This is a genomic window from Allochromatium humboldtianum (genome assembly GCF_013385175.1).
GTDB lineage: Bacteria > Pseudomonadota > Gammaproteobacteria > Chromatiales > Chromatiaceae > Thermochromatium > Thermochromatium humboldtianum.
Genome location: NZ_JABZEO010000011.1, coordinates 58,440 through 78,055, shown reverse-complemented (window position 1 = coordinate 78,055; position 19,616 = coordinate 58,440). Strand labels below are relative to the sequence as shown.

Here is a 19,616-nt window from a genome sequence, read left to right as displayed (position 1 = left end):
GGCCGTGGACGTCTGTTTCCAGGCCCTGTATCTGGTTTCAAGAGCCAAATCGACGCGCTATCATGCCCGGCTTCATCAACGCGCCATCCGGCGCCCCGAACCGCAGGTCTCGTGATCGATATGAGCAAGGACTACATCTTTACCTCCGAATCCGTTTCCGAAGGCCATCCGGACAAGATGGCCGATCAGATTTCCGACGCCGTCCTCGACGAGATCTATCGCCGCGACCCCAACCATGCCAAGGCGCGCGTGGCCTGCGAGACCCTGGTCAAGACCGGCTTCGTGATGCTGGCCGGTGAGATCACGGTCACGGACGCGGATCTCAAGATCGACTACGAGAAGGTCGTGCGCCGCGTGGTCAAGGAGATCGGCTACGACAACTCCGAGTGCGGCTTCGACGGCAACAACTGCGGCGTGCTGATCGCGCTCGGCGAGCAGTCCAAGGACATCAACCAGGGTGTCGACCGCGAGAGCGAGGAGGCCCAGGGCGCGGGCGACCAGGGTCTGATGTTCGGTTATGCCACCAACGAGACCGACATGCTGATGCCGGCGCCGATCGACTATGCCCATCGGCTGGTCAAGCGTCAGGCCGAGGTGCGCAAGAACGGCACCCTGCCGTGGCTGCGTCCGGACGCCAAGTCGCAGGTCACCATGCGCTACAGCAACGGCAAGCCGGTCGGTGTCGAGGCGGTGGTGCTCTCGACCCAGCACAGCGAGGACGTCAGCGAGAGCGTGCTGCACGAGGCGGTGATGGAAGAAATCATCAAGCCCGTGTTCGGCGCGACCGGCTGGCTCGACGCCAGCACCAAGTACCACATCAACCCGACCGGCAAGTTCGTCATCGGCGGTCCGGTGGGCGACTGCGGTCTGACCGGGCGCAAGATCATCGTCGACACCTATGGCGGCATGGCGCGTCACGGCGGCGGCGCCTTCTCGGGCAAAGACCCGTCCAAGGTCGACCGCTCGGCCGCCTATGCCGGTCGCTATGTGGCCAAGAACATCGTCGCCGCCGGGCTGGCCGACAAGTGCGAGATCCAGGTGTCCTATGCCATTGGCGTGGCCGAGCCGACCTCGGTCTCGATCGACACCTTCGGCACCAACAAGATCAGCGAGGATCGCATCATCGAGCTGGTCCGCGCCCATTTCGATCTGCGTCCCTACGGCATCATCCGTATGCTCGACCTGACCAACCGCGAGCTGATCAAGTATCAGGACACGGCGGCCTATGGTCACTTCGGACGCAACGAGCCTGGATTCACCTGGGAACGCACCGACAAGGCCGACGAGCTGCGCGCAGCGGCTGGGATTTGAGCTTGACCTGAGTTGATGGGCGGCGGGATGGGCGAGGGAGCGCCTGTCTCGCTAGACATGGAGATCACCCCGGACAGCGTGCGACGACTCCTGGATCAGGGCGAAAACGCCTCGGTCGAGTTCAAGCTGGAGGATGTCCGCCCTCGCCGTCATCAAGCGCAATCTGTTTCGCCCCAGCCGCATCGAATCGACACGCACAGTCGACAGCCGTTTCCAGTACCCAGATCGGGTCTTTCGCGAACTCATCGTCAACGCCGTCGTCCATCGCAACTACGACATTCACGGCTCACGGATTCGCCTCCTCATGTTCGAGGACCGGGTCGAGAGTTCATCAGCCCCGGTCGGCTGCCGAACTCGCAAATGTCACAGGGAGCACGCCATGCAAGATGATCTGGAACAGGCTCGCGCCTGGGTCGATGCCGATGCGCCGGTCCTCTGGCTCTTGGGCAAGACCCAGTCCGGCAAGACCAGCATCGTGGCCGAGATGACCGGCCAGGGCTATGACGAGGTCGGTCGCGGCTACAAGCCCATGACCCAGGAAAGTCGTCTCTATGACTTTCCGCCCGAGAAGCCGGCGATGCGCTTTCTCGACACTCGCGGCCTCGCGGACTGTGCCGACAGCGACCTCGGCTCCGAAGTGGCTCAGGCGCTTGAACAGGCGCACCTGCTGTTGGTGGTGCTCCGGGTCGATGACCTGGATGTCAAAGACATCATCGACATCGTCGACCGGACGCGCAGCCGTCGGCGTGAGTTGCCGGTGATCGTCGCTCAGACCGGACTGCATCGTTGCTATGGCGAGCATGATCGCCATGTCCACCCATACCCCTTCGACGGCAGCCTGGACGATGCCGACCGCACCGGCGTTCCCTATCCGCTCAGCCGCGTCATGCTGGCCCAGCGCCTGCTGTTCGATCGGATTCCGGGCGCGCCGCCGCTGTTCGTGCCGCTGGACTTCACGCGCCCGGAGCAGGGCATCGCACCGGCCGACTATGGCGCCGAGCGCCTATGGGATGTGCTGGAGCAGATCCTGCCGAAGGTCTCGGAGCATTTGCGCGGATGCACGGCACGCTCGACCGCCATTCGCGCCAAGGTGATCCTGCCCTGGGCCATGGTGGCGGCGACGGTGAACGCCGTACCCGTCCCAGTGGCCGGCGGACTGGGGTCGGCCAGCCTGCAAGCGGCGATGGTCGTGCAGATTGCACAGCGTCTGGGTTTTCCGACCAGCTGGGATCTGTGGCGCGAGTTCGTCGGCGCACTCGGCGCCGGCTTCGCACTGGGCTTCGGCGGCAGTTGGGCGGCGCAGCAGATCCTCAAGGTCGGACTCGGCTGGGGCACGGCGATCGTCGCCTCCTGGACCTTTGCCATCACCTGGGCGATCGGCGAGGCGTCGCTCTACTACTTCAGCGAGAAGGCCGCCGGACGAGACCTGGATCGCGAGCGACTGCGCGCGCGTTACCATCAGGCTCTGCGTGAGGCGCGCGATCGTTACAAGACCCTCAAGCGCAATCGGGAATAGGGGCGGCCGACATGACGCAGACGTCCGCCTGGCGTGAATTGCGGCGACACCACCGGCGCGAACTCTGGTGGCTGGGACTGCTCGGCGCCCTGATCCTGATTCCATGGCTGGCCGGACTGGCCGCCGGCGTTTGGTTCATCGCGCATCAGGGTTGGACCTGGTATTGGTGGGTCGGCTCGGTGCTGCTGATCACGCTCGGCTTCTGGCTGGCGCTGTCGAAGCTGCATCGGCCACAGCCGCCGCGCGTCACGCTGCCTTTCGCCTCTCCAGGGGCCTCGGAGGCCGAGCGCGTCGCCCGGCAGGCCGTGCGCCGGCGTGCTGAAGCCGTCGAGGCTGGGGATCTGGACAGCTTCGAGGCCATCGCTCCCCTGATACAGGGGGCTTTTCATGACGTGGCTCAAGCCTATTCACCGGACGATCAGGCGGCGTTGTGGCGCTTCACGCTGCCGGAACTGCTGTTGATGGTGGAGGATTTTGCACAGCGTCTGCGCACGAGGGTGCTGCTGGAGCTGCCGATGGTTCGGCACATCGAGCTGTCCTGGGTCGTCACGCTCCTGGATCTGGCCGGCCCGGTCGGCCGCTGGTGGAGCGTCCTGCGTCTGTTGCGCTGGGTCGATCCGAGCCAGGCGCTGTTGGCGGAGTTGCGCGGCGGTTTGACGGGCAAGGTGTTCAGCGGTGTCGGCGAGACGGCGAAGGCACAGGTCGGCGTGATCCTGATCGAGCAGGCCGGCGAGACGGCGATCAAGCTGTACTCCGGCACGTATCGGCGTCGGGTCGATGAGTTACGGCCGACCGCGCCGCAACCTCTTACGGAGACGCCGGACGCCCCGCTGACGATCCTGCTGGCCGGACGCCGGAATGCCGGCAAGTCCGCTTTGCTCAATGCCCTGCTCGGCAAGGCCAGAGAGCCGGTCGGTTTGCTGACGCCTGCCACGGCCGACTGTCGCGCCTATGAATTTCAGTCGGCACAGGCCGGTAAGCTGATCCTGGTCGACTGTCCCGGCAGTGACGGCCGGTCGAAAGAACCCTGGCTGGCCCAGGCTGCGCAGAGCGATCTGGTGCTGTGGGTCGCGGCGGCGAATCGCGCCGATCGTGCCGCCGATCAACGGGCGCTGGCCGCACTCGATGCCCTGACTGAACGCAACCGGACGGCACGCCGCATCCCGCGCGCGCTGGTGCTGACCCATGCTGATACGCTCGACCCGCCGCAGGAGTGGACGCCTCCGTATGATCCGGATCAGGGGCCGGGTCTGAAGGAACGCGAGATGCGCGAGGCGCGTCAGGCGGCCTGTGAGCAACTCGACGTGCCCCTGCATCAGTGTGCGCTGGTGGCCATCCGTCCCGGTGAGCCGCTCTGGAATCGCGAGGCCCTGGAGCAGGCCATCATTCAGGTTTTGCCCGAGGCACAGCAGAAACGGCTCGAACGCGGGTTGGGCAAGGACGGTTGGTTCAGGACGTCGAAAGACATCGTGCTCACAGCGCCGAATCTCATCGACACTTTCAAATCATTCGCTGGCCGGATGCTGAGCCGGACATGGCGATCGCCATGACCGCGTATCGTCTACGGTTCGCGAACGAAGAAGACGATGTACTCCGGTCCGAAGGTAGGATCTATAATGCCGGTTTGACCCGCATGACCGCCCGATGCAGAAGCGCTTCGCCGGATAGGGCGATGACGGGCGAGGAATTCCGCGTCATGGCCCCACGTTAACCCAGACACGCCTTCCACCGAGGAGCGTTGCAACCCGAATCCACGACGCTGGATTCCGGCCAGGCTCGGTGGCGGGATTTCACTGTTCCAACGGCGCTCACTCACGTTCTATCGAGGTTTGATTCACATGAGTGAGTTCACCGACTACAAGGTTGCCGATATCAATCTGGCCGGTTTCGGCCGCAAGGAGATCGCCATCGCCGAGACCGAAATGCCCGGTCTGATGGCCATCCGCCGCAAGTACGCCGCCGACAAGCCGCTGGCCGGCGCGCGCATCACCGGCAGTCTGCATATGACCATCCAGACCGCCGTGCTGATCGAGACCCTGGTCGATCTCGGCGCCGAGGTGCGCTGGTGCTCGTGCAACATCTTCTCCACCCAGGACCATGCCGCCGCTGCCATTGCGGCGCGCGGCATCCCGGTCTATGCCTGGAAGGGCGAGACTCTGGAGGAATACTGGTGGTGCACCGAGCAGGTCATCAACTGGCCCGACGGCAAGGGGCCGAACATGATCCTCGACGACGGCGGCGATGCGACCCTGCTGGTCCACAAGGGTGTGGAGTTCGAGAAGGCCGGCGCCGTGCCTGCGCCCAAGGCCGACGACAACGAGGAATGGACCGCGATCCTCGGCGTGCTGGGCCGCACCTTCGAGCGCGACCGCGAGCACTGGCACAAGATGGCCGCCGGCATCAAGGGCGTGACCGAGGAGACCACCACCGGCGTGCATCGTCTCTACGAGATGGCCAAGAACGGTTCGCTGCTGTTCCCCGGCATCAACGTCAACGATTCCGTCACCAAGTCCAAGTTCGACAACCTCTACGGCTGCCGCGAGTCGCTGGTCGACGGCATCAAGCGTGCCACCGACGTCATGATCGCCGGCAAGATCGCCATGGTCTGCGGCTATGGCGACGTGGGCAAGGGCTGCTGCCAGTCGCTGCGCGGTCTGGGCGCGACCGTGTGGGTGTCCGAGATCGACCCGATCTGCGCGCTCCAGGCGGCGATGGAAGGCTATCGCGTCGTGACCATGGAAGACGCGGCACCGGTCGCCGACATCTTCGTCACTGCCACCGGCAATCTCAACGTCATCACCCATGACCACATGGCGGCCATGAAGGATCAGGCCATCGTCTGCAACATCGGTCACTTCGACAACGAGATCGATGTCGCCGGCATCACCAAGTATGAGTGGGAAGAGATCAAGCCGCAGGTCGATCACGTCATCTTCCCCGACGGCAAGCGCATCATCCTGCTGGCTCAGGGCCGTCTGGTGAACCTGGGCTGCGCGACCGGGCATCCGAGCTTCGTCATGTCCAACAGCTTCACCAATCAGGTGCTGGCGCAGATCGAGCTGTTCACCAAGACCGAGCAGTATCCGGTCGGCGTCTATGTGCTGCCCAAGCATCTCGACGAGGACGTGGCGCGGCTGCATCTGGAAAAGATCGGCGCCAGACTGACGGTGCTGTCCAAGACCCAGGCCGACTACATCGGCGTAGCGGTTGAGGGTCCGTACAAGCCGGATCATTATCGCTACTGATGACGGATCGTCTGTCGTCCTGAATCGCCGGTCGCGTGCTTCGGTGCGCGACCGGCGTTGTCATGTTGGAGCCTGCGTTATGACGACTTTCACGACCCCGAAGCGGGTCTACAGTGTCGAGCTGTTCCCCCCCAAGACCGCCGAGGGGATGGACAAGCTCAAGCAAGAAATCCCGAAGATCAATGCCCTGGGTCCGGCCTATTTCTCCGTGACCTATGGGGCCGGCGGCTCGACCCGCGAGGGGACGTTCGAGACCGTCGCCTGGCTGCGTTCGCAGGGCATCGATACCGCACCGCATCTGGCCTGCATCGGCTCGACGCGCGATCAGGTGCTTGAGATCCTGGCGCATTATCACGAACAGGGCATCAATCGTCTGGTGGCGCTGCGCGGCGATCTGCCGTCCGGCATGGGCGCGGGCAACAGCGGCGATTTCCGCTATGCCAACGAGCTGGTGAGCTTCGTGCGCGCCGAGTTCGGTGATGCCTTCACGATCGAGGTCGCGGCCTATCCCGAGTATCACCCGCAATCGGGCAGCCCGGCGCGCGATCTGGAGAACTTCAAGCGCAAGGTGGAGGCGGGCGCCGATGCCGCCATCACCCAGTATTTCTACAACGCCGATGCCTATTTCGGCTTCGTGGAGAGCTGTGAGCGCGCCGGGATCGCCATCCCCATCGTTCCCGGCATCATGCCGATCACCAACTACACCCAGCTCGCACGCTTCTCGGATGCCTGCGGAGCCGAGATCCCGCGCTGGATCCGGCGGCGGCTCGAAGGCTATGGCGACGATGTCGAGAGCATCCGCGCCTTCGGGCACGAGGTGGTGCTCGGCCTCTGTCGTCGGCTGATCGAGGGCGGCGCCCCTGGATTGCACTTCTACACCATGAATCAATCGGGGCCAGTGACACGCCTGTGGCGTGAGCTGGGCCTGTCGGATTGAGAATTTTCAAATCATTCATGGTTCCGGGTTGCTAATCTCAGCCACGGAAATCATCCACTCCTCCTTGTTCAAGGCCGCCCACTGATTTGGGGCGGCTTTTTCTTTTCTGCATGACGGGTCGCTCCGGTCGAGACGTGCCGCGCGGCGGATGGAATAATGCGCTATTGCATCCATCAACCACCCCCGGCCACCCGGCCTGAGACCCACGCCATGTCCGACCTCGATCGACTCTACCGACTCGGCCCGATCCACCTTGCGCCCAGCGTCACGCGCATGCAGGCCGCGACCCTGCTGTTCGGCGCCTTCTTCTCCATCGGTCTGATGACCTTCATCGCCGTCGGGCAGACCTATATCCTCAACGCCCATCTCGGCATCCCGACCGACGTGCAGGGCACCATCAGCGGCGATCTGGTGTTCTGGACCGAGATCATCACCCTGGCGCTGTTCATCCCGGCCGGCATCCTGGTCGACCGTGTCGGCCGGCGTCTGATCTTCGCCATCGGTTTTCTGCTGCTGGCCGTGACCTATGTGCTCTATCCGATGGCCGGCTCGATCGATGATCTCTATCTCTATCGCATCATCTATGCGCTGGGCGTGGTCACGGTCGCCACCGCGCTCTCGACCGTGATGGCCGACTATCCGGCCGAACGCTCGCGCGGCAAGCTGGTGGCCACCGTGGGGGTGCTCAGCGGGCTGGGGATCGTCGTCATCAACCAGTTCTTCGGCGGGTTGCCGAAGACGCTGACCGCCGATGGCCTGGACGGTATCCAGGCGGGCTATGTCACCCATTACATCGTGGCCGGCATCGCCGTCGTGGTCGCCGTCCTCGTCTGGCTGGGACTCCAGAAGGGCACGCCGATACATCACGAGGAGCGCCTGTCGGTGCGCGATCTGTTCGTCAGCGGTTTTGCACAGGCGCGCAATCCGCGCATCCTGCTCGCCTATCTGGCCGCCTTCATCGCACGCGGCGATCAGTCAGTCAACGCCGTCTTCCTGATCCTGTGGGGCACGACGGCGGGGCTGGCAGTCGGTATGGACTCGGCCGAAGCGGTCAAGAATGGCACCCTCATCTTCGTGCTGGCGCAGGTCGCGGCCCTGGTGTGGGCGCCGATCATGGGGCCGTTCATGGACCGGATGGACCGGGTGACGGGGCTGGCGCTGTCGATGGCGCTGGCGGCGGTTGGCAATCTGGCAGTGATCTGGATGGCCGATCCGACGCCCGGCTCAGCCTGGCTGTTCTGCGTGCTGCTCGGCATCGGTCAGATCAGCGTCTATCTGGCCTCGCAGTCGCTCGTGGGGCAGGAGGCGCCTCTGAACAAGCGCGGCTCAGTGATGGGCGCGTTCAACGTCGCCGGCGCGATCGGCATCCTGATCATCACCGCGATCGGCGGGCGGCTGTTCGATGGGGTCGCGCCCTATGCGCCCTTCGTGCTGGTGGGAGCCGTCAATGTGCTGCTGCTGGCGCTCTGCGTGGTCGTGCGGCTGAGTGGACCGGCCAAGCCGGCCGCGGCGCTGGAGAAGGTCTGAATCCTGGCGTTCGAATAGGCGCGTAGCACGCCCCAAGGATTGGCGTGCTATCATGCTATCTATTGCGAAACACCGCTCATGGGTGAAGCTGTCATGGCACAAGTCATCGTCAGAGAGTTGGAGGACGTCGTCAAACAGGGACTCAAGCGCCGCGCCGCACGTCACGGAAACAGCATGGAAGAAGAGATCCGCGAAATCCTCCGCAATGCGGTTCGTCAAGAACAGGCCCCGCCCAGTCGGTTGGGTTCACGGATCGCTGCTCGCTTCAGAAACCAGGGACTCGACACGGATCTGCCCGAACTCCAGGGTTCCGAGGCGCGGGCGGCGACGTTCGGCGAATGATCGTCCTCGACACCAACGTACTGTCCGCCTTGATGCAATCGCAGCCGGAGGCCGGCGTCGTGGACTGGCTCGATCAGCAGCCGGCCGAGTCCGTCTGGACGACCGCGATCAATGTGTTCGAGATTCGCTACGGTCTGCATCGACTGGCGCACGGCAAACGACGGCGCGCCTTGGAGGAGGCTTTCACGGCCTTGCTCGACGAAGATCTGGAAGGGCGTGTGTTGGTATTCGACACAGCGGCGGCCAATCAGGCCGCACGGTTGGCCGGTGAACGGTGTCGAACAGGGCGTCCCGTGGATATGCGGGACACTCAGATCGCCGGAATCTGCGAAGCCCGCAATGCCACCCTCGCGACGCGCAACGCGCGCCACTTCGAGGATCTCCGAACTCCAGTCGTCAATCCCTGGAACGAACAAGGCGCGGTCTGAGCCGCGCCTTGCTTCAAACGGGCCGGATCGCGATCAGAGCAGCGGCACCAGGAGCAGTGCCACGATGTTGATGATCTTGATCAGCGGGTTGATGGCCGGACCGGCGGTGTCCTTGTAGGGATCGCCGACGGTGTCACCCGTAACCGCCGCCTTGTGGGTCTCGGAACCCTTGCCGCCGAAGTTGCCTTCCTCGACATACTTCTTGGCGTTGTCCCAGGCGCCGCCGCCGGTGCACATCGAGATCGCCACGAACAGCCCCGTGACGATGGTGCCGATCAGCATACCGCCGAGCGCGCGGATACCGGCGCCGTCGCCCATGAGGATGTTCATGCCGATGGCCACCGCGACCGGAACCAGGATCGGCAGCAGCGAGGGGACGACCATCTCTTTGATGGCGGCCTTGGTCAGCAGATCGACAGCGCGCGAGTAGTCCGGCTTGGCCGTGCCTTCCATGATGCCCTTGATCTCGCGGAACTGACGGCGCACCTCGATGACCACCGAACCGGCGGCGCGACCGACGGCCTCCATCGCCATGGCGCCGAACAGATAGGGCACCAGACCGCCGATGAACAGACCGATGATGACCGCCGGATCGGACAGGCTGAAGACCTGCATCTTGCCGGCGACTTCCAGGTTGTGGGTGTAGTCGGCGAACAGAACCAGCGCCGCCAGACCCGCCGAGCCGATGGCGTAACCCTTGGTCACGGCCTTGGTGGTGTTGCCGACGGCGTCCAGCGCGTCGGTGGTCTTGCGCACGTCCTCGGGCAGCCCCGACATCTCGGCGATGCCGCCGGCGTTGTCGGTGATCGGGCCATAGGCGTCGAGGGCGACGATCATGCCGGCCATCGACAGCATGGCGGTGGCGGCGATGGCGATGCCGTAGAGGTCGGCGGCCAGATAGGCCGCCCAGATCGCGATACAGACGGCGAGCACCGGCAGCGCCGTGGATTTCATCGAGATTGCCAGACCGGCGATGACGTTGGTGGCATGTCCGGTCTGCGAGGCTTCGGCCACATACTGAACCGGATGGTACTCAGTGGCCGTGTAGTACTCGGTGATGAACATCAGCGCCGCCGTCAGGCCCAGACCGATGAGCGCGCAGAACAGCAGCGAGAAGAAGTGCTCGCCCATCATCAATCCGGTGACGATGGCGAAGAAGACGAACGCCAGACCGCCAGCGACCGCGGTGCCGCGATAGAGGGCATTCATGATCTTGCCGCCGTCGTTGACCTTGACGAAGAAGGCGCCGACGATGGAGGCGATGATGGAGACCGCGCCCAGGGCGAGCGGGTAGAGGACATAGTCCATGTTCACGCCGCCGTCGGCGCCCTTGAACATGAGTCCGCCCAGAACCATGGTGGCGATGATGGTGACGGCATAGGTCTCGAACAGGTCGGCGGCCATGCCGGCGCAATCGCCGACGTTGTCGCCCACGTTGTCGGCGATGACCGCCGGGTTGCGCGGATCGTCCTCGGGGATGCCGGCCTCGACCTTGCCGACCAGATCGGCGCCGACGTCAGCGCCCTTGGTGAAGATACCGCCGCCCAGTCGGGCGAATATGGAGATCAGCGAGCCGCCGAAGGCCAGACCGATGAGGGCATGGAGCGCCGTTTCATCGGCGCCCAGATACAGGAAGTAACCGGCCACGCCCAGCAGACCCAGGCCGACCACCAGCATGCCGGTCACGGCGCCGCCGCGGAAGGCAACGGCCAGCGCCGATTCGAGACTGACGGTCGCGGCCTGCGCGGTGCGGACATTGGCGCGCACCGACACGTTCATGCCGATATAGCCCGCCAGACCCGAGAGGATGGCGCCGACGGCGAAACCGCCCGCCGTGGCCATGCCGAGGAACAGCCAGAGAACGACGAAGAGTCCTGCGCCCACCATGCCGATGGTGGTGTACTGCCGATTGAGATAGGCTCGGGCGCCGGCCTGGATGGCGGCGGCGATCTCCTGCATCCGTTCGGAGCCGGCCGACTGGGCGGTGATCCAGGCCACGACCGCGAGGCCGAAGACGATGGCCAGGCCCCCAGAGCCGATGGCGAGCCAAAGAACGAAATCTGTCGACATACGTATCCCCCCGTTTTACGGGTTAGCGTTGGAATGAGCCGAGCAGTGGCGACAATCGCAACGTCTGAAATACGGCTGCGGACGAACCGATCTGCCGCCAAAAACGGCACGGAACTTTAACACAGAGGCCGCTCGAATGGGTGAGCCGCATTCGACGCCGTGGCAGAATGCGTTCGGCCGGTATCGCCATCGGCACCCTTGATCGAGCCGGCCCTGCTGATCCGACGCTGAGGTCGTTGCACCCGATCGGCCGGATTGTCGAACATCCGGCACTGAGCGGCTACGTAAGGAGGGTCGAGTCGATGTTGCGCTTTCGTCCAGTCCAGGCCCGATGGTTCGAGACCTATCTGCCCCATGAACAGACGGTGCGCGGGATCGAAATCATCGCCCAGAGTGGTGTGGTCGAGCTCGAAACGGACCCACGCCTCTCCGAACCGATGGATACCCATCGGTTGCACTACTTCGTTCAACGCGCCCGCACGCTCATCGACAGCCATCGCGACGATCTGCCGGGCGGGCGGCATCGACCGACCGCGCTGCTCGGCAATCCGGTCCATCTCGCCAATCAGGCGCTGCACCGCATGCGCCTCTGGAGTGCCCGCGTCGACTTCCTCAAAGAGCAACTGGCCGAGCAGCAGGCGGAACGCAAGGAACTGCGCCTGCTCGGCGAAGCCCTGTGGGCCATGCGTCGGGACGGTATCGAACTCCGGGAGCTGTTCTCGGAGACGCGCTTTTTGTGCAAATGTCTCTTCGTCTGTCCCAAGGCGTCCTGCCCGGAGGGTGATGAGGTCGCCGGCCAGACCGCCCTGATCGTGCGCGGCCCGCGCCATGACTTCCTGTTCATGCTGGGGCTGCGGGATCAGCGCGCCGTCATCAGTCATCTGGTCGTGGAGCAGGGCTGCGAACAGGTTGGCGTCCCCTCCTGGCTGAGCGGCGATCCGGCGCAGCGGGTGCGTCAGATCCGCGACCATGCCTCCGAGCTGGAGCGCGAGATCACGCGACTGGAGGCCGAGCTGCGCGCACTGCGCCACGACCCCGAGATCGCCGAGGCGCGCGCCAACCTGGAAACCCTGGCCTGGTACCTGGATACGGCTTCGCGCTATCTGGACGGTCTGGAGCTGTGTCATGTGACCGGCTGGACCACGGCTGAGGATCCCGAAAGGCTTCAGCGCGAACTCTGGGAGTCAGGCATCGAAGCCGTGGTGCGTTATCCGGACCCGCCGCCCATGACCGCGCCTCCAGTCACCACATTGCAGAGCGGTTGGGCGCAGCCTTTTCGACCGCTCCTGCTGCTCTGGGGCACGCCCGGCCGTCAGGAGATCGATCCCAGCGGCCTGCTGGCGCTGATCGTTCCCTTGCTCTTCGGTTACATGTTCCCCGACGTCGGTCATGGGCTGCTGCTGACCGGCTTCGCCGTGCTCTTCTGGCGGCGCTGGCCCGACATCCGCTTCCTGCTGCCGTGCGGGCTGGCCGCCATGGTCTTCGGACTGCTGTTTGGCGAGGTGTTCGGTTTTTCGGAGTGGCTGCCCGCGCTCTGGGTCAGGCCGTTCGACGATCCGCTGCTCATTCTGATCGTCCCGATGGTCTTCGGCGTCGGACTCCTGTTGCTCGGGCTGATCTTCTCCGGAGTCGAGGCCAAGTGGTCGGGAACGCTCGGTCACTGGCTGGCCGTCGATGCGGCGGTGCTGGTGCTCTATCTGTCCCTGCTGGCGGCCCTGTTCGACACACGGGCGCTGACGGTCGCCGGTCTGGCGCTCGTGCATTATGTCGTCGGGAGTCTGTGGCAGGGGCGCGGTAAGGGGCTCTGGGTTCTGGCCGGTGCCGGCGGGCGGTTGCTGTTCAGCCTCTTCGAGCTGATGTTGAACACGATCTCGTTTGCGCGTGTCGGCGCTTTCGCCCTGGCGCACGCCGCCTTCTCGCACACCATCATCACCCTGGCCGATGGCGTGGAGCAGCCTGTCGGATGGCTGCTGATCATCGTGCTCGGCAACTTTTTCGAGATCGTCATCGAGGGGCTGGTGGTCTTCGTACAGACCACGCGCCTGGTTCTGTTCGAGTTCTTCGGACATTTCCTGCAGGCCAAGGGCCGGCTGTTCCGGCCGGTGCCGAGGCCCGTCACCTCGGCCGAGACCGTGCGCCCGCCGCCTGGACACGGATGAAGCCGGCAATCGTCGGGAGCGCCTCTATCCTTGGCGCTGTGCAGGCGAGCGGGATGGCTTTCAGCGTTCGGTGTTGGTCAGCGCGGCTGAAGAAGCTTGCGCCGCCATGTCCAGATACGTTTGTAGTGCAGGTGAGGCGATGCCCCGGAAGTCCTCGCCCTCGCGCACGATGAAATAGGCCGCGATCCCCTGCACTTCGGCGAGTGCCGGGCCGCGTTCCTCGCCCAGTACCATGAGCGCGGTGGCCAGTCCATCGACGATCATGCCGACATCGCCGATCACTGTGACCGATCCGAGCTGGCGGTCGACCGGGGCGCCGGTCATGGGGTCGATCTCGTGCGAGTAGCGCTTGCCGTCCTTCTCGAAGAAGTTGCGATAGTCGCCCGAGGTCGAGAGTGCATGGCCCGAGACCGGAATCACCCGATGCACGGCGCGTCGATCGGGCAGCGGCTGTTCGATGGCGATGCCCCAGGGCTGGCCCTTGGCATTGAGTCCCTTGGCGCGGATGGCCCCGGCGATGGCGACCATGCAATCCGTGACGCCGCGCGACTCCAGCCAGTCGACGATCCGGTCGGCACCATAACCCTCGCCGAGGGAGGAGAGATCGATGTAGAGATCGCCCCGCGCCTTGCGCACGGCAGGCGGCGAGTCGCGCAGTTCGAGCTTTTGATAACCGACCCGCTCGCGCGCGGCCTGGATCTCGGCCTCGGAAGGCAGCCGGTCGGGGCGGCGCTCGGGACCGAAGCCCCAGAGGTTGACCAGCGGGCCGATGGTCACGTCATAGGCTCCATTGGTCAGTTCAGCGATACGCTGACCTTCGGCGATGACGGTGAGCAGATTCTGAGAGACCGGAATCCAGTCGGTGCTCGGATTGGCGTTCAGGCGCGACAGCTCCGAGGTCGGATCATAGGTCGAGATCTCCGCGATGACGGCGTCGAGTACCTGGATCAGTTCCGGTTCGAGGGTCTCGGCGCTCAATCCTTCGGGCGGCCGGGCGATCTTGACCGAGTAATAGGTGCCCATGGTCGGGCCGGACAGCTCGATCATGGGGTCGGTGCGTTCGGTACAGCCGCTCAGGGCGAGCAGCGAGACGATGAGTAACGCCGCCTGAGCGGCGAACCCGAGACCCGTGTCGGTACTCCGCCGGATCGGATGATGAAAGCGCATGGGGTGGTCCTCGATGACCGAAGTACGGTTGAGGGCATTTTAGGCGGAAATCACCCGGAGTACGCTCTCTCGGCAACAGTGGTGCATCAATCCTCGTCGCCGGCGTCCTGACGGTCGCGTCGCTCGACGGTTTCGGGATCGACGGTGATGGGCCGGTAGATCTCGACCCGGTCGCCATCGTTGAGCTTGGTGTCGAGTCGGCTGAGTTTGCCGAAGACGCCGACCTTGTTGACGCTCAGGTCGATCTCGGGGAAGCGTTCGAGCAGGCCGGAGCGCTCGATGGCCTCGCGCAGCGTGCTGCCTTCGGGCACGTCGAGCTTGAGCCAGGTCTGTTTGAATTTGTCCGCATAGGCGACGCCGACGAGCATGGTTCTAATCCTCCGTCATGATCCGGCCAGGGCGCCCGCGCCGGCCGTCGACTCACGCCGCTGCCGTGCCTCGGCGAGCCGTGTGTCGATCAGCCGTTTGCCGGCCAGGATGAAACCGAGCGCGATGAAGCCGCCGGGCGGCAGGATGGCGAGCAGGAAGCCGCGATAGTCCGGGATCAGCGTCATCTCCAGAAAGGCCATGCCCTCGCCGAGCAGCAGGCTGGCATTGGCGAACAGGGTGCCCGAGCCGATGATCTCGCGCACGGCGCCGAGCAGGACAAGGGCCAGGGTGAAGCCGAGTCCCATCATGAGTCCGTCGAAGGCCGAGGCGCCGGCTCCGTTGCGCGAGGCGAAGGATTCGGCCCGTCCGAGGATGGCGCAGTTGGTAACGATCAGCGGGATGAACAGGCCCAACATCTTGTGCAGGTCGTGCAGCCAGGCATTCATCCCGAGATCGACCAGCGTCACCAGCACGGCGATGACCAGGACGAAGATGGGAATGCGCACCTCAGGCGTCACCCAGCCGCGAATGAGTGCGATCAGAAAGCCCGAGGCGATCAGGACGGCCGTGGTCGCTAGTCCCATGCCCAGACCATTTGTGGCCGTGCCCGTGACGGCGAGCAGCGGACAGAGTGCCAGCGACTGGGCCAGCACGACATTGTTGCTCCAGAGGCCATCGCGACTGATGCGACCCCAGGCGGTCTTGTTGGCGGTATTGGGTTCGAGGCTCATTCCGGACTCCTGACTGGATCGGAGGCGACCGAGACGGCGGCGGGCGCGGTCAGGGCGACCTGATGACGCTGGAAGAATTCCAGTCCGCGCTTCAGGGCTCCGACCACGGCGCGCGGCGTGATGGTGGCCCCGCTGAACTGATCGAAGTCGCCGCCGTCCTTCTTGACTGCGCAGCGCTCGGGCGGCGGATCGCCCAGCGACAGTCCGTCGAAGGCGAGAATCCAGTCGTCCTTGGCGAGTTCGATCTTGTCGCCGAGTCCGGGAGTCTCTGTGTGCGACAGGACGCGCGCGCCCAGCACCCGGCCCTGAGGATCGACGCCCAGGATCAGTTCGATGGTGCCCGAGTAGCCGGGACCGCTCACCCGATAGGCTACGCCTGTGACCTCCAGTCCGCGCCGGGCGCGATAGACCAGTACGGGCGCGCCGTCGGCGTCGGGCAAGGTCAGCGGATCAGCCAGCAGGTTGTTGTCATGCAGCGCCGGCGGCAATACCTGACTGAGCGACGCCTTGAGATCCTCGGCCTTGCGCAGGGCGATGGTGTCGCGCGTGGTCAGATCGCCGATCACCAGCAGCGCGGCGGCCAACAGGGTGAAGCCGCCCAGCAGCGTGGCCTGATAGGCGATGCTCTGGCGTTGGTTCAGCACGGCAAGCAGGCTCATCGGGGCGTCTCCGCGTCGTTGGCGTATTCCAGTGGCCGTCCGCGCCGGTCGCGCCCGTAGATGCGCGGCTTGACATAGTGGTCGATCAGCGGCGCGCAGGCGTTCATCAAGAGCACCGCGAAGGCCACGCCCTCCGGATAACCGGCCCAGGTGCGGATGACATAGATCAGCAGTCCGCAACCGGCGCCGAAGAGGAGCTGACCGCGCGCCGAGACGGGCGATGTCACTGGATCGGTCGCGATGAAGAAGGCGCCGAGCAGGGTCGCGCCCGAGACCAGGTGATAGAGCGGACCGGCATAGTGCTCGGGGTCGATCAGGTGCATGAGCGTGGCCAGGACGGCGATGGTGCCGAGCAGCGCCACCGGGATGTGCCAGGTGATGACGCGCTTGTAGAGCAGGAACAGTCCGCCGAGCAGGAGCAGCAGCGCCGAGGTCTCGCCCAGACTGCCGGCGACCGTGCCGACCGCGCCCGAGAGCGGCGTATAGAGATCGGGCAGGATGGTCGCCAGCGTCTCGCCCTGGCCCAGCTCGGTGCGGACCTGACCGAGTACCGTGGCCCCGCTGAAGGCGTCGAAGCCCTGACCGCCGAAGGTGATGGCGAGACTCTCGACCAGCCCCGGCGCTTCGGCGGAGAACAGCGGCGTGGGCGCGACGAAACTCGTCATCTCCAGCGGAAAGGCGATCAGCAGGGCCACGCGCGCGACCATCGCCGGGTTGAACAGATTCTGGCCGACACCGCCGAACACCTGCTTGGCGACCACGATCGCCAGCAGCGCGCCGACCACGCCGATCCACCAGGGCGCCCAGGGCGGCAGGGTCATGGCCAGCAGCCAGCCGGTCAGGAGCGCCGTGCCGTCGCTCAGGTCGGGCCGGATCGGCTTGCCGGCGAGCCACAGACTCAGGATCTCGGCCAGCAGCGCCCCGGCGAGAGTGGCGAGAAACAGCCAGATCGCCGGCCAGCCGAACTGCCAGAGTCCGAACAGCGTGGCCGGCGCCAGGGCCAGCATCACCAGCCCCATGGTGCGCGGGATGCTGACCAGGTCGTGAGCAAAAGGGCCGCACTGTGCGGCAGGGGTTTCGAGGCGCATGGTCAGGACTCCGTCTCGGCGACGACAGGTTCGGCGGCAGTGGCCGGTGCGGCAGTCGCCTGTTGCGCGGCCGCTTCGGCCTCGGCTTTCTTGCGTGCCGCCATCTCGCGTTTGCGCTGCTCCATCTGCTCACGCTTGGCGCGCTTGATCGCCTCCATGCGCGCGTTACGCTGTTCGATCAGACGCTTGGTCTCGGTCTGCTTCTGCTTGGCGCGACCGCGCGAGGCCATCTCGCCCTTGGCATGGTTGAGATACTGGACCAAGGGGATATGTCCCGGACAGACATAGGCGCAGGAGCCGCAGCCGATGCAGTCCATCAGACCGCGCTTGACCGCCCCCTCCAGATCGCCGGCGCGGATGTGCGCGACCATCTCCAGCGGCACCAGACCGCAGGGGCAGGCCTGGACGCAACTTGCGCAGCGGATGCAGGGACGGACGTCGCCTTGAGCCGTCTCAGCCGCTGTGAGCGCCAGCACGCCATTGCTGCCCTTGACCATGGGGACACGGGTGCTCGGCAACGGCTGGCCCATCATGGGGCCGCCGCTGATCAACCGTGCCGGTTCCTCCTTGAAGCCGCCGCAATGGGCGATCAGATCCTGGACGCGGGTACCGAGCGGCACGCGCACATTGGCCGGGCGATCGATGGCCGAACCGCTGACCGTGACCACGCGCGCGACCAGCGGATAGCCGAAGCGCAAGGCTTCATGCACGGCGAAGGCGGTCGCTGGATTGTGCACCACCACGCCGATATCGGCGGTCAGACCGCGTGCCGGGGTCTCGCGTCCGGTCAGGGTCTGAACCAGATGTTTTTCCGACCCCATCGGATAGCGGGTCGGCAGGCGCGCGATCCGGATGTCGGGATCGATCGAGGCCGCCACCGCCATCGCGGCCTGAGCCTCGGGTTTGTTGTCCTCGATGCCGATGACGATCCGGCTCACGCCGAGCGCCTGGGCCATGATCCGAATCCCGTCGATCACGGCGTCGGACTGTTCGCGCATCAGACGATCGTCACAGGTCAGATAGGGTTCGCATTCAGCCCCATTGATGACGAGCGTATGGATCGCATAGCGCTTGCGCAGATCGAGCTTGACGGCTGAAGGAAAGGTCGCGCCGCCCAGACCGACGATGCCGGCGGCGGCCACGCGGGCGGCGATCTCCTCGGGCGCGAGCGCGAAGGGATCGGCGACGCCCTGGATATGATCCGCCCAGCGGTCCTCGCCGTCGGGCTGGAGCGTGATGGTCGGCACCGAGAGTCCCGAGGCATGATGGGCCGGATACTGACCCACGCCCATGATGCGTCCCGAGGTTGGTGCATGGACCGGCGCCGAGATCACGCCCTGACCGTGCGCCAGCAGATCGCCCTTGGCCACATGCTGACCGCGCCGTACCGCCGGACCGGCCGGTGCGCCGATGTGCTGTTGCAGCGGGATGTGCAGGAGATCCGGCAGCGGCAGCGTCTCGATCGGCTGCTCCGAGGCCAGACGTTTGCGGTCATCCGGATGGACGCCGCCGCGAATCTTGAACAGTTTCATGACTGAAGCGCGTCCTGTGGTTTGGGCCAGTACCAGTTCTGGAGGCTCGGAGCCAGGGGGCGCATCTCGATGCCTTCGGTCGGGCAGATGTCGGCGCAGAGTTCACAACCGATGCAGGCGTCGGCGAAGACGGCATGGATCATGTTGTTAGCCCCCATGATGGCGTCGGTCGGACAGCGCTTGAAGCACTTGGTACAGCCGATGCACAGCCCCTCGTTGACGTGCGCGATCAGCGGCGGCTTATCGGCTACACCCGAGAGATCGACGCTGACGCCGAGCAGTCCGGCGAGCTCTTCGGCCAGCGCGCGCCCCCCCGGCGGACAGAGGGTCACAGGCGCGGCGCCCGAAGCGATGGCTTCAGCGGCCGGCCCGCAACCCGGATAACCGCACTGGCCGCATTGCGAACCGGGCAGCAGGGCAGCGACCTGTTCGGTGAGGGGATTGCCCTCGACCTTCAGATAGCGCGCGGCGAGTCCGAGCAGACCGCCGAGGGCGAGACCGAGCGCGGTGAGACTGACGATGGCGGCAACCATAG

Annotated in this window: 17 protein-coding genes and 1 riboswitch; of the genes, 9 read left to right on the top strand and 8 right to left on the bottom strand. The window is 65.2% G+C overall.

The annotated features are described in order from the left end of the window. Positions 1-120: 120 nt before the first annotated feature. The 8 genes from metK (at position 121) to HW932_RS15485 (ending at position 9,306) form a co-directional block, all read left to right on the top strand. Positions 121-1,311, top strand: coding sequence for a methionine adenosyltransferase (gene metK / locus HW932_RS15520; RefSeq protein ID WP_176977401.1), 1,191 nt, complete (start codon positions 121-123; stop codon positions 1,309-1,311). A gap of 133 nt (positions 1,312-1,444) precedes the next feature. Then, positions 1,445-2,827: a YcjF family protein gene (locus HW932_RS15515; RefSeq protein ID WP_246296858.1), complete on the top strand. Its 1,383-nt coding sequence runs from the start codon at positions 1,445-1,447 to the stop codon at positions 2,825-2,827. A gap of 11 nt (positions 2,828-2,838) precedes the next feature. Further along, on the top strand, positions 2,839-4,377 hold the full coding sequence (locus HW932_RS15510) for a GTPase family protein (RefSeq protein ID WP_176977400.1): 1,539 nt from the start codon (positions 2,839-2,841) through the stop codon (positions 4,375-4,377). Positions 4,378-4,551: 174 nt separating this feature from the next. After that, positions 4,552-4,644, top strand: a riboswitch (S-adenosyl-L-homocysteine riboswitch). Positions 4,645-4,665: 21 nt separating this feature from the next. Continuing rightward, positions 4,666-6,072 (top strand): adenosylhomocysteinase, encoded by a 1,407-nt coding sequence (gene ahcY, locus HW932_RS15505; RefSeq protein ID WP_176977399.1) that lies wholly within the window; start codon positions 4,666-4,668, stop codon positions 6,070-6,072. A gap of 79 nt (positions 6,073-6,151) precedes the next feature. After that, entirely contained in the window at positions 6,152-7,009 is an 858-nt protein-coding gene (gene metF / locus HW932_RS15500) for a methylenetetrahydrofolate reductase [NAD(P)H] (RefSeq protein WP_176977398.1), read from the top strand. A gap of 210 nt (positions 7,010-7,219) precedes the next feature. Continuing rightward, on the top strand, positions 7,220-8,536 hold the full coding sequence (locus tag HW932_RS15495) for an MFS transporter (protein WP_176977397.1): 1,317 nt from the start codon (positions 7,220-7,222) through the stop codon (positions 8,534-8,536). Between the two features lie 93 nt (positions 8,537-8,629). Continuing rightward, positions 8,630-8,878, top strand: a complete 249-nt coding sequence (locus HW932_RS15490; RefSeq protein WP_176977396.1) for a FitA-like ribbon-helix-helix domain-containing protein — start codon at positions 8,630-8,632, stop codon at positions 8,876-8,878. Beyond that, positions 8,875-9,306, top strand: a complete 432-nt coding sequence (locus HW932_RS15485) for a type II toxin-antitoxin system VapC family toxin (protein ID WP_176977395.1) — start codon at positions 8,875-8,877, stop codon at positions 9,304-9,306. The genes HW932_RS15490 and HW932_RS15485 overlap by 4 nt, the downstream gene beginning before the upstream one ends. A gap of 33 nt (positions 9,307-9,339) precedes the next feature. Here HW932_RS15485 and HW932_RS15480 read toward each other — a convergent pair whose 3' ends face one another. Beyond that, on the bottom strand, positions 9,340-11,376 hold the full coding sequence (locus HW932_RS15480) for a sodium-translocating pyrophosphatase (RefSeq protein ID WP_176977394.1): 2,037 nt from the start codon (positions 11,374-11,376) through the stop codon (positions 9,340-9,342). Between the two features lie 302 nt (positions 11,377-11,678). On the opposite strand from HW932_RS15480, the gene HW932_RS15475 reads away from it, so the two are divergent. Next, entirely contained in the window at positions 11,679-13,535 is a 1,857-nt protein-coding gene (locus HW932_RS15475; protein WP_176977393.1) for a V-type ATP synthase subunit I, read from the top strand. A 60-nt stretch (positions 13,536-13,595) separates the two neighbouring features. Here the strand turns inward: HW932_RS15475 and HW932_RS15470 are convergent, their stop codons facing one another. The 7 genes from HW932_RS15470 to HW932_RS15440 all read right to left on the bottom strand — a co-directional run bounded on the left by HW932_RS15470 (position 13,596) and on the right by HW932_RS15440 (position 19,614). Next, on the bottom strand, positions 13,596-14,702 hold the full coding sequence (locus tag HW932_RS15470) for an FAD:protein FMN transferase (RefSeq protein ID WP_246296857.1): 1,107 nt from the start codon (positions 14,700-14,702) through the stop codon (positions 13,596-13,598). An 86-nt stretch (positions 14,703-14,788) separates the two neighbouring features. Further along, complete coding sequence (locus HW932_RS15465; protein ID WP_176977392.1) at positions 14,789-15,070, bottom strand: RnfH family protein; 282 nt, start codon at positions 15,068-15,070, stop codon at positions 14,789-14,791. A gap of 15 nt (positions 15,071-15,085) precedes the next feature. Then, the gene (locus HW932_RS15460; RefSeq protein WP_176977391.1) at positions 15,086-15,802 is read right to left on the bottom strand and encodes an electron transport complex subunit E; all 717 of its coding nucleotides are present in this window, start codon (positions 15,800-15,802) and stop codon (positions 15,086-15,088) included. Continuing rightward, on the bottom strand, positions 15,799-16,461 hold the full coding sequence (rsxG, locus tag HW932_RS15455; RefSeq protein ID WP_176977390.1) for an electron transport complex subunit RsxG: 663 nt from the start codon (positions 16,459-16,461) through the stop codon (positions 15,799-15,801). Before rsxG ends, HW932_RS15460 begins: the two co-directional genes overlap by 4 nt. Further along, positions 16,458-17,549, bottom strand: coding sequence for an RnfABCDGE type electron transport complex subunit D (locus HW932_RS15450; RefSeq protein ID WP_176977389.1), 1,092 nt, complete (start codon positions 17,547-17,549; stop codon positions 16,458-16,460). The genes rsxG and HW932_RS15450 overlap by 4 nt, the downstream gene beginning before the upstream one ends. Before the next feature lie 2 nt (positions 17,550-17,551). Next, a complete protein-coding gene (gene rsxC, locus HW932_RS15445) occupies positions 17,552-19,081 on the bottom strand; it encodes an electron transport complex subunit RsxC (protein ID WP_176977388.1) in 1,530 nt (509 codons plus the stop codon). Further along, a complete protein-coding gene (locus HW932_RS15440) occupies positions 19,078-19,614 on the bottom strand; it encodes an RnfABCDGE type electron transport complex subunit B (protein ID WP_176977387.1) in 537 nt (178 codons plus the stop codon). The genes rsxC and HW932_RS15440 overlap by 4 nt, the downstream gene beginning before the upstream one ends. Positions 19,615-19,616 lie beyond the last annotated feature (2 nt).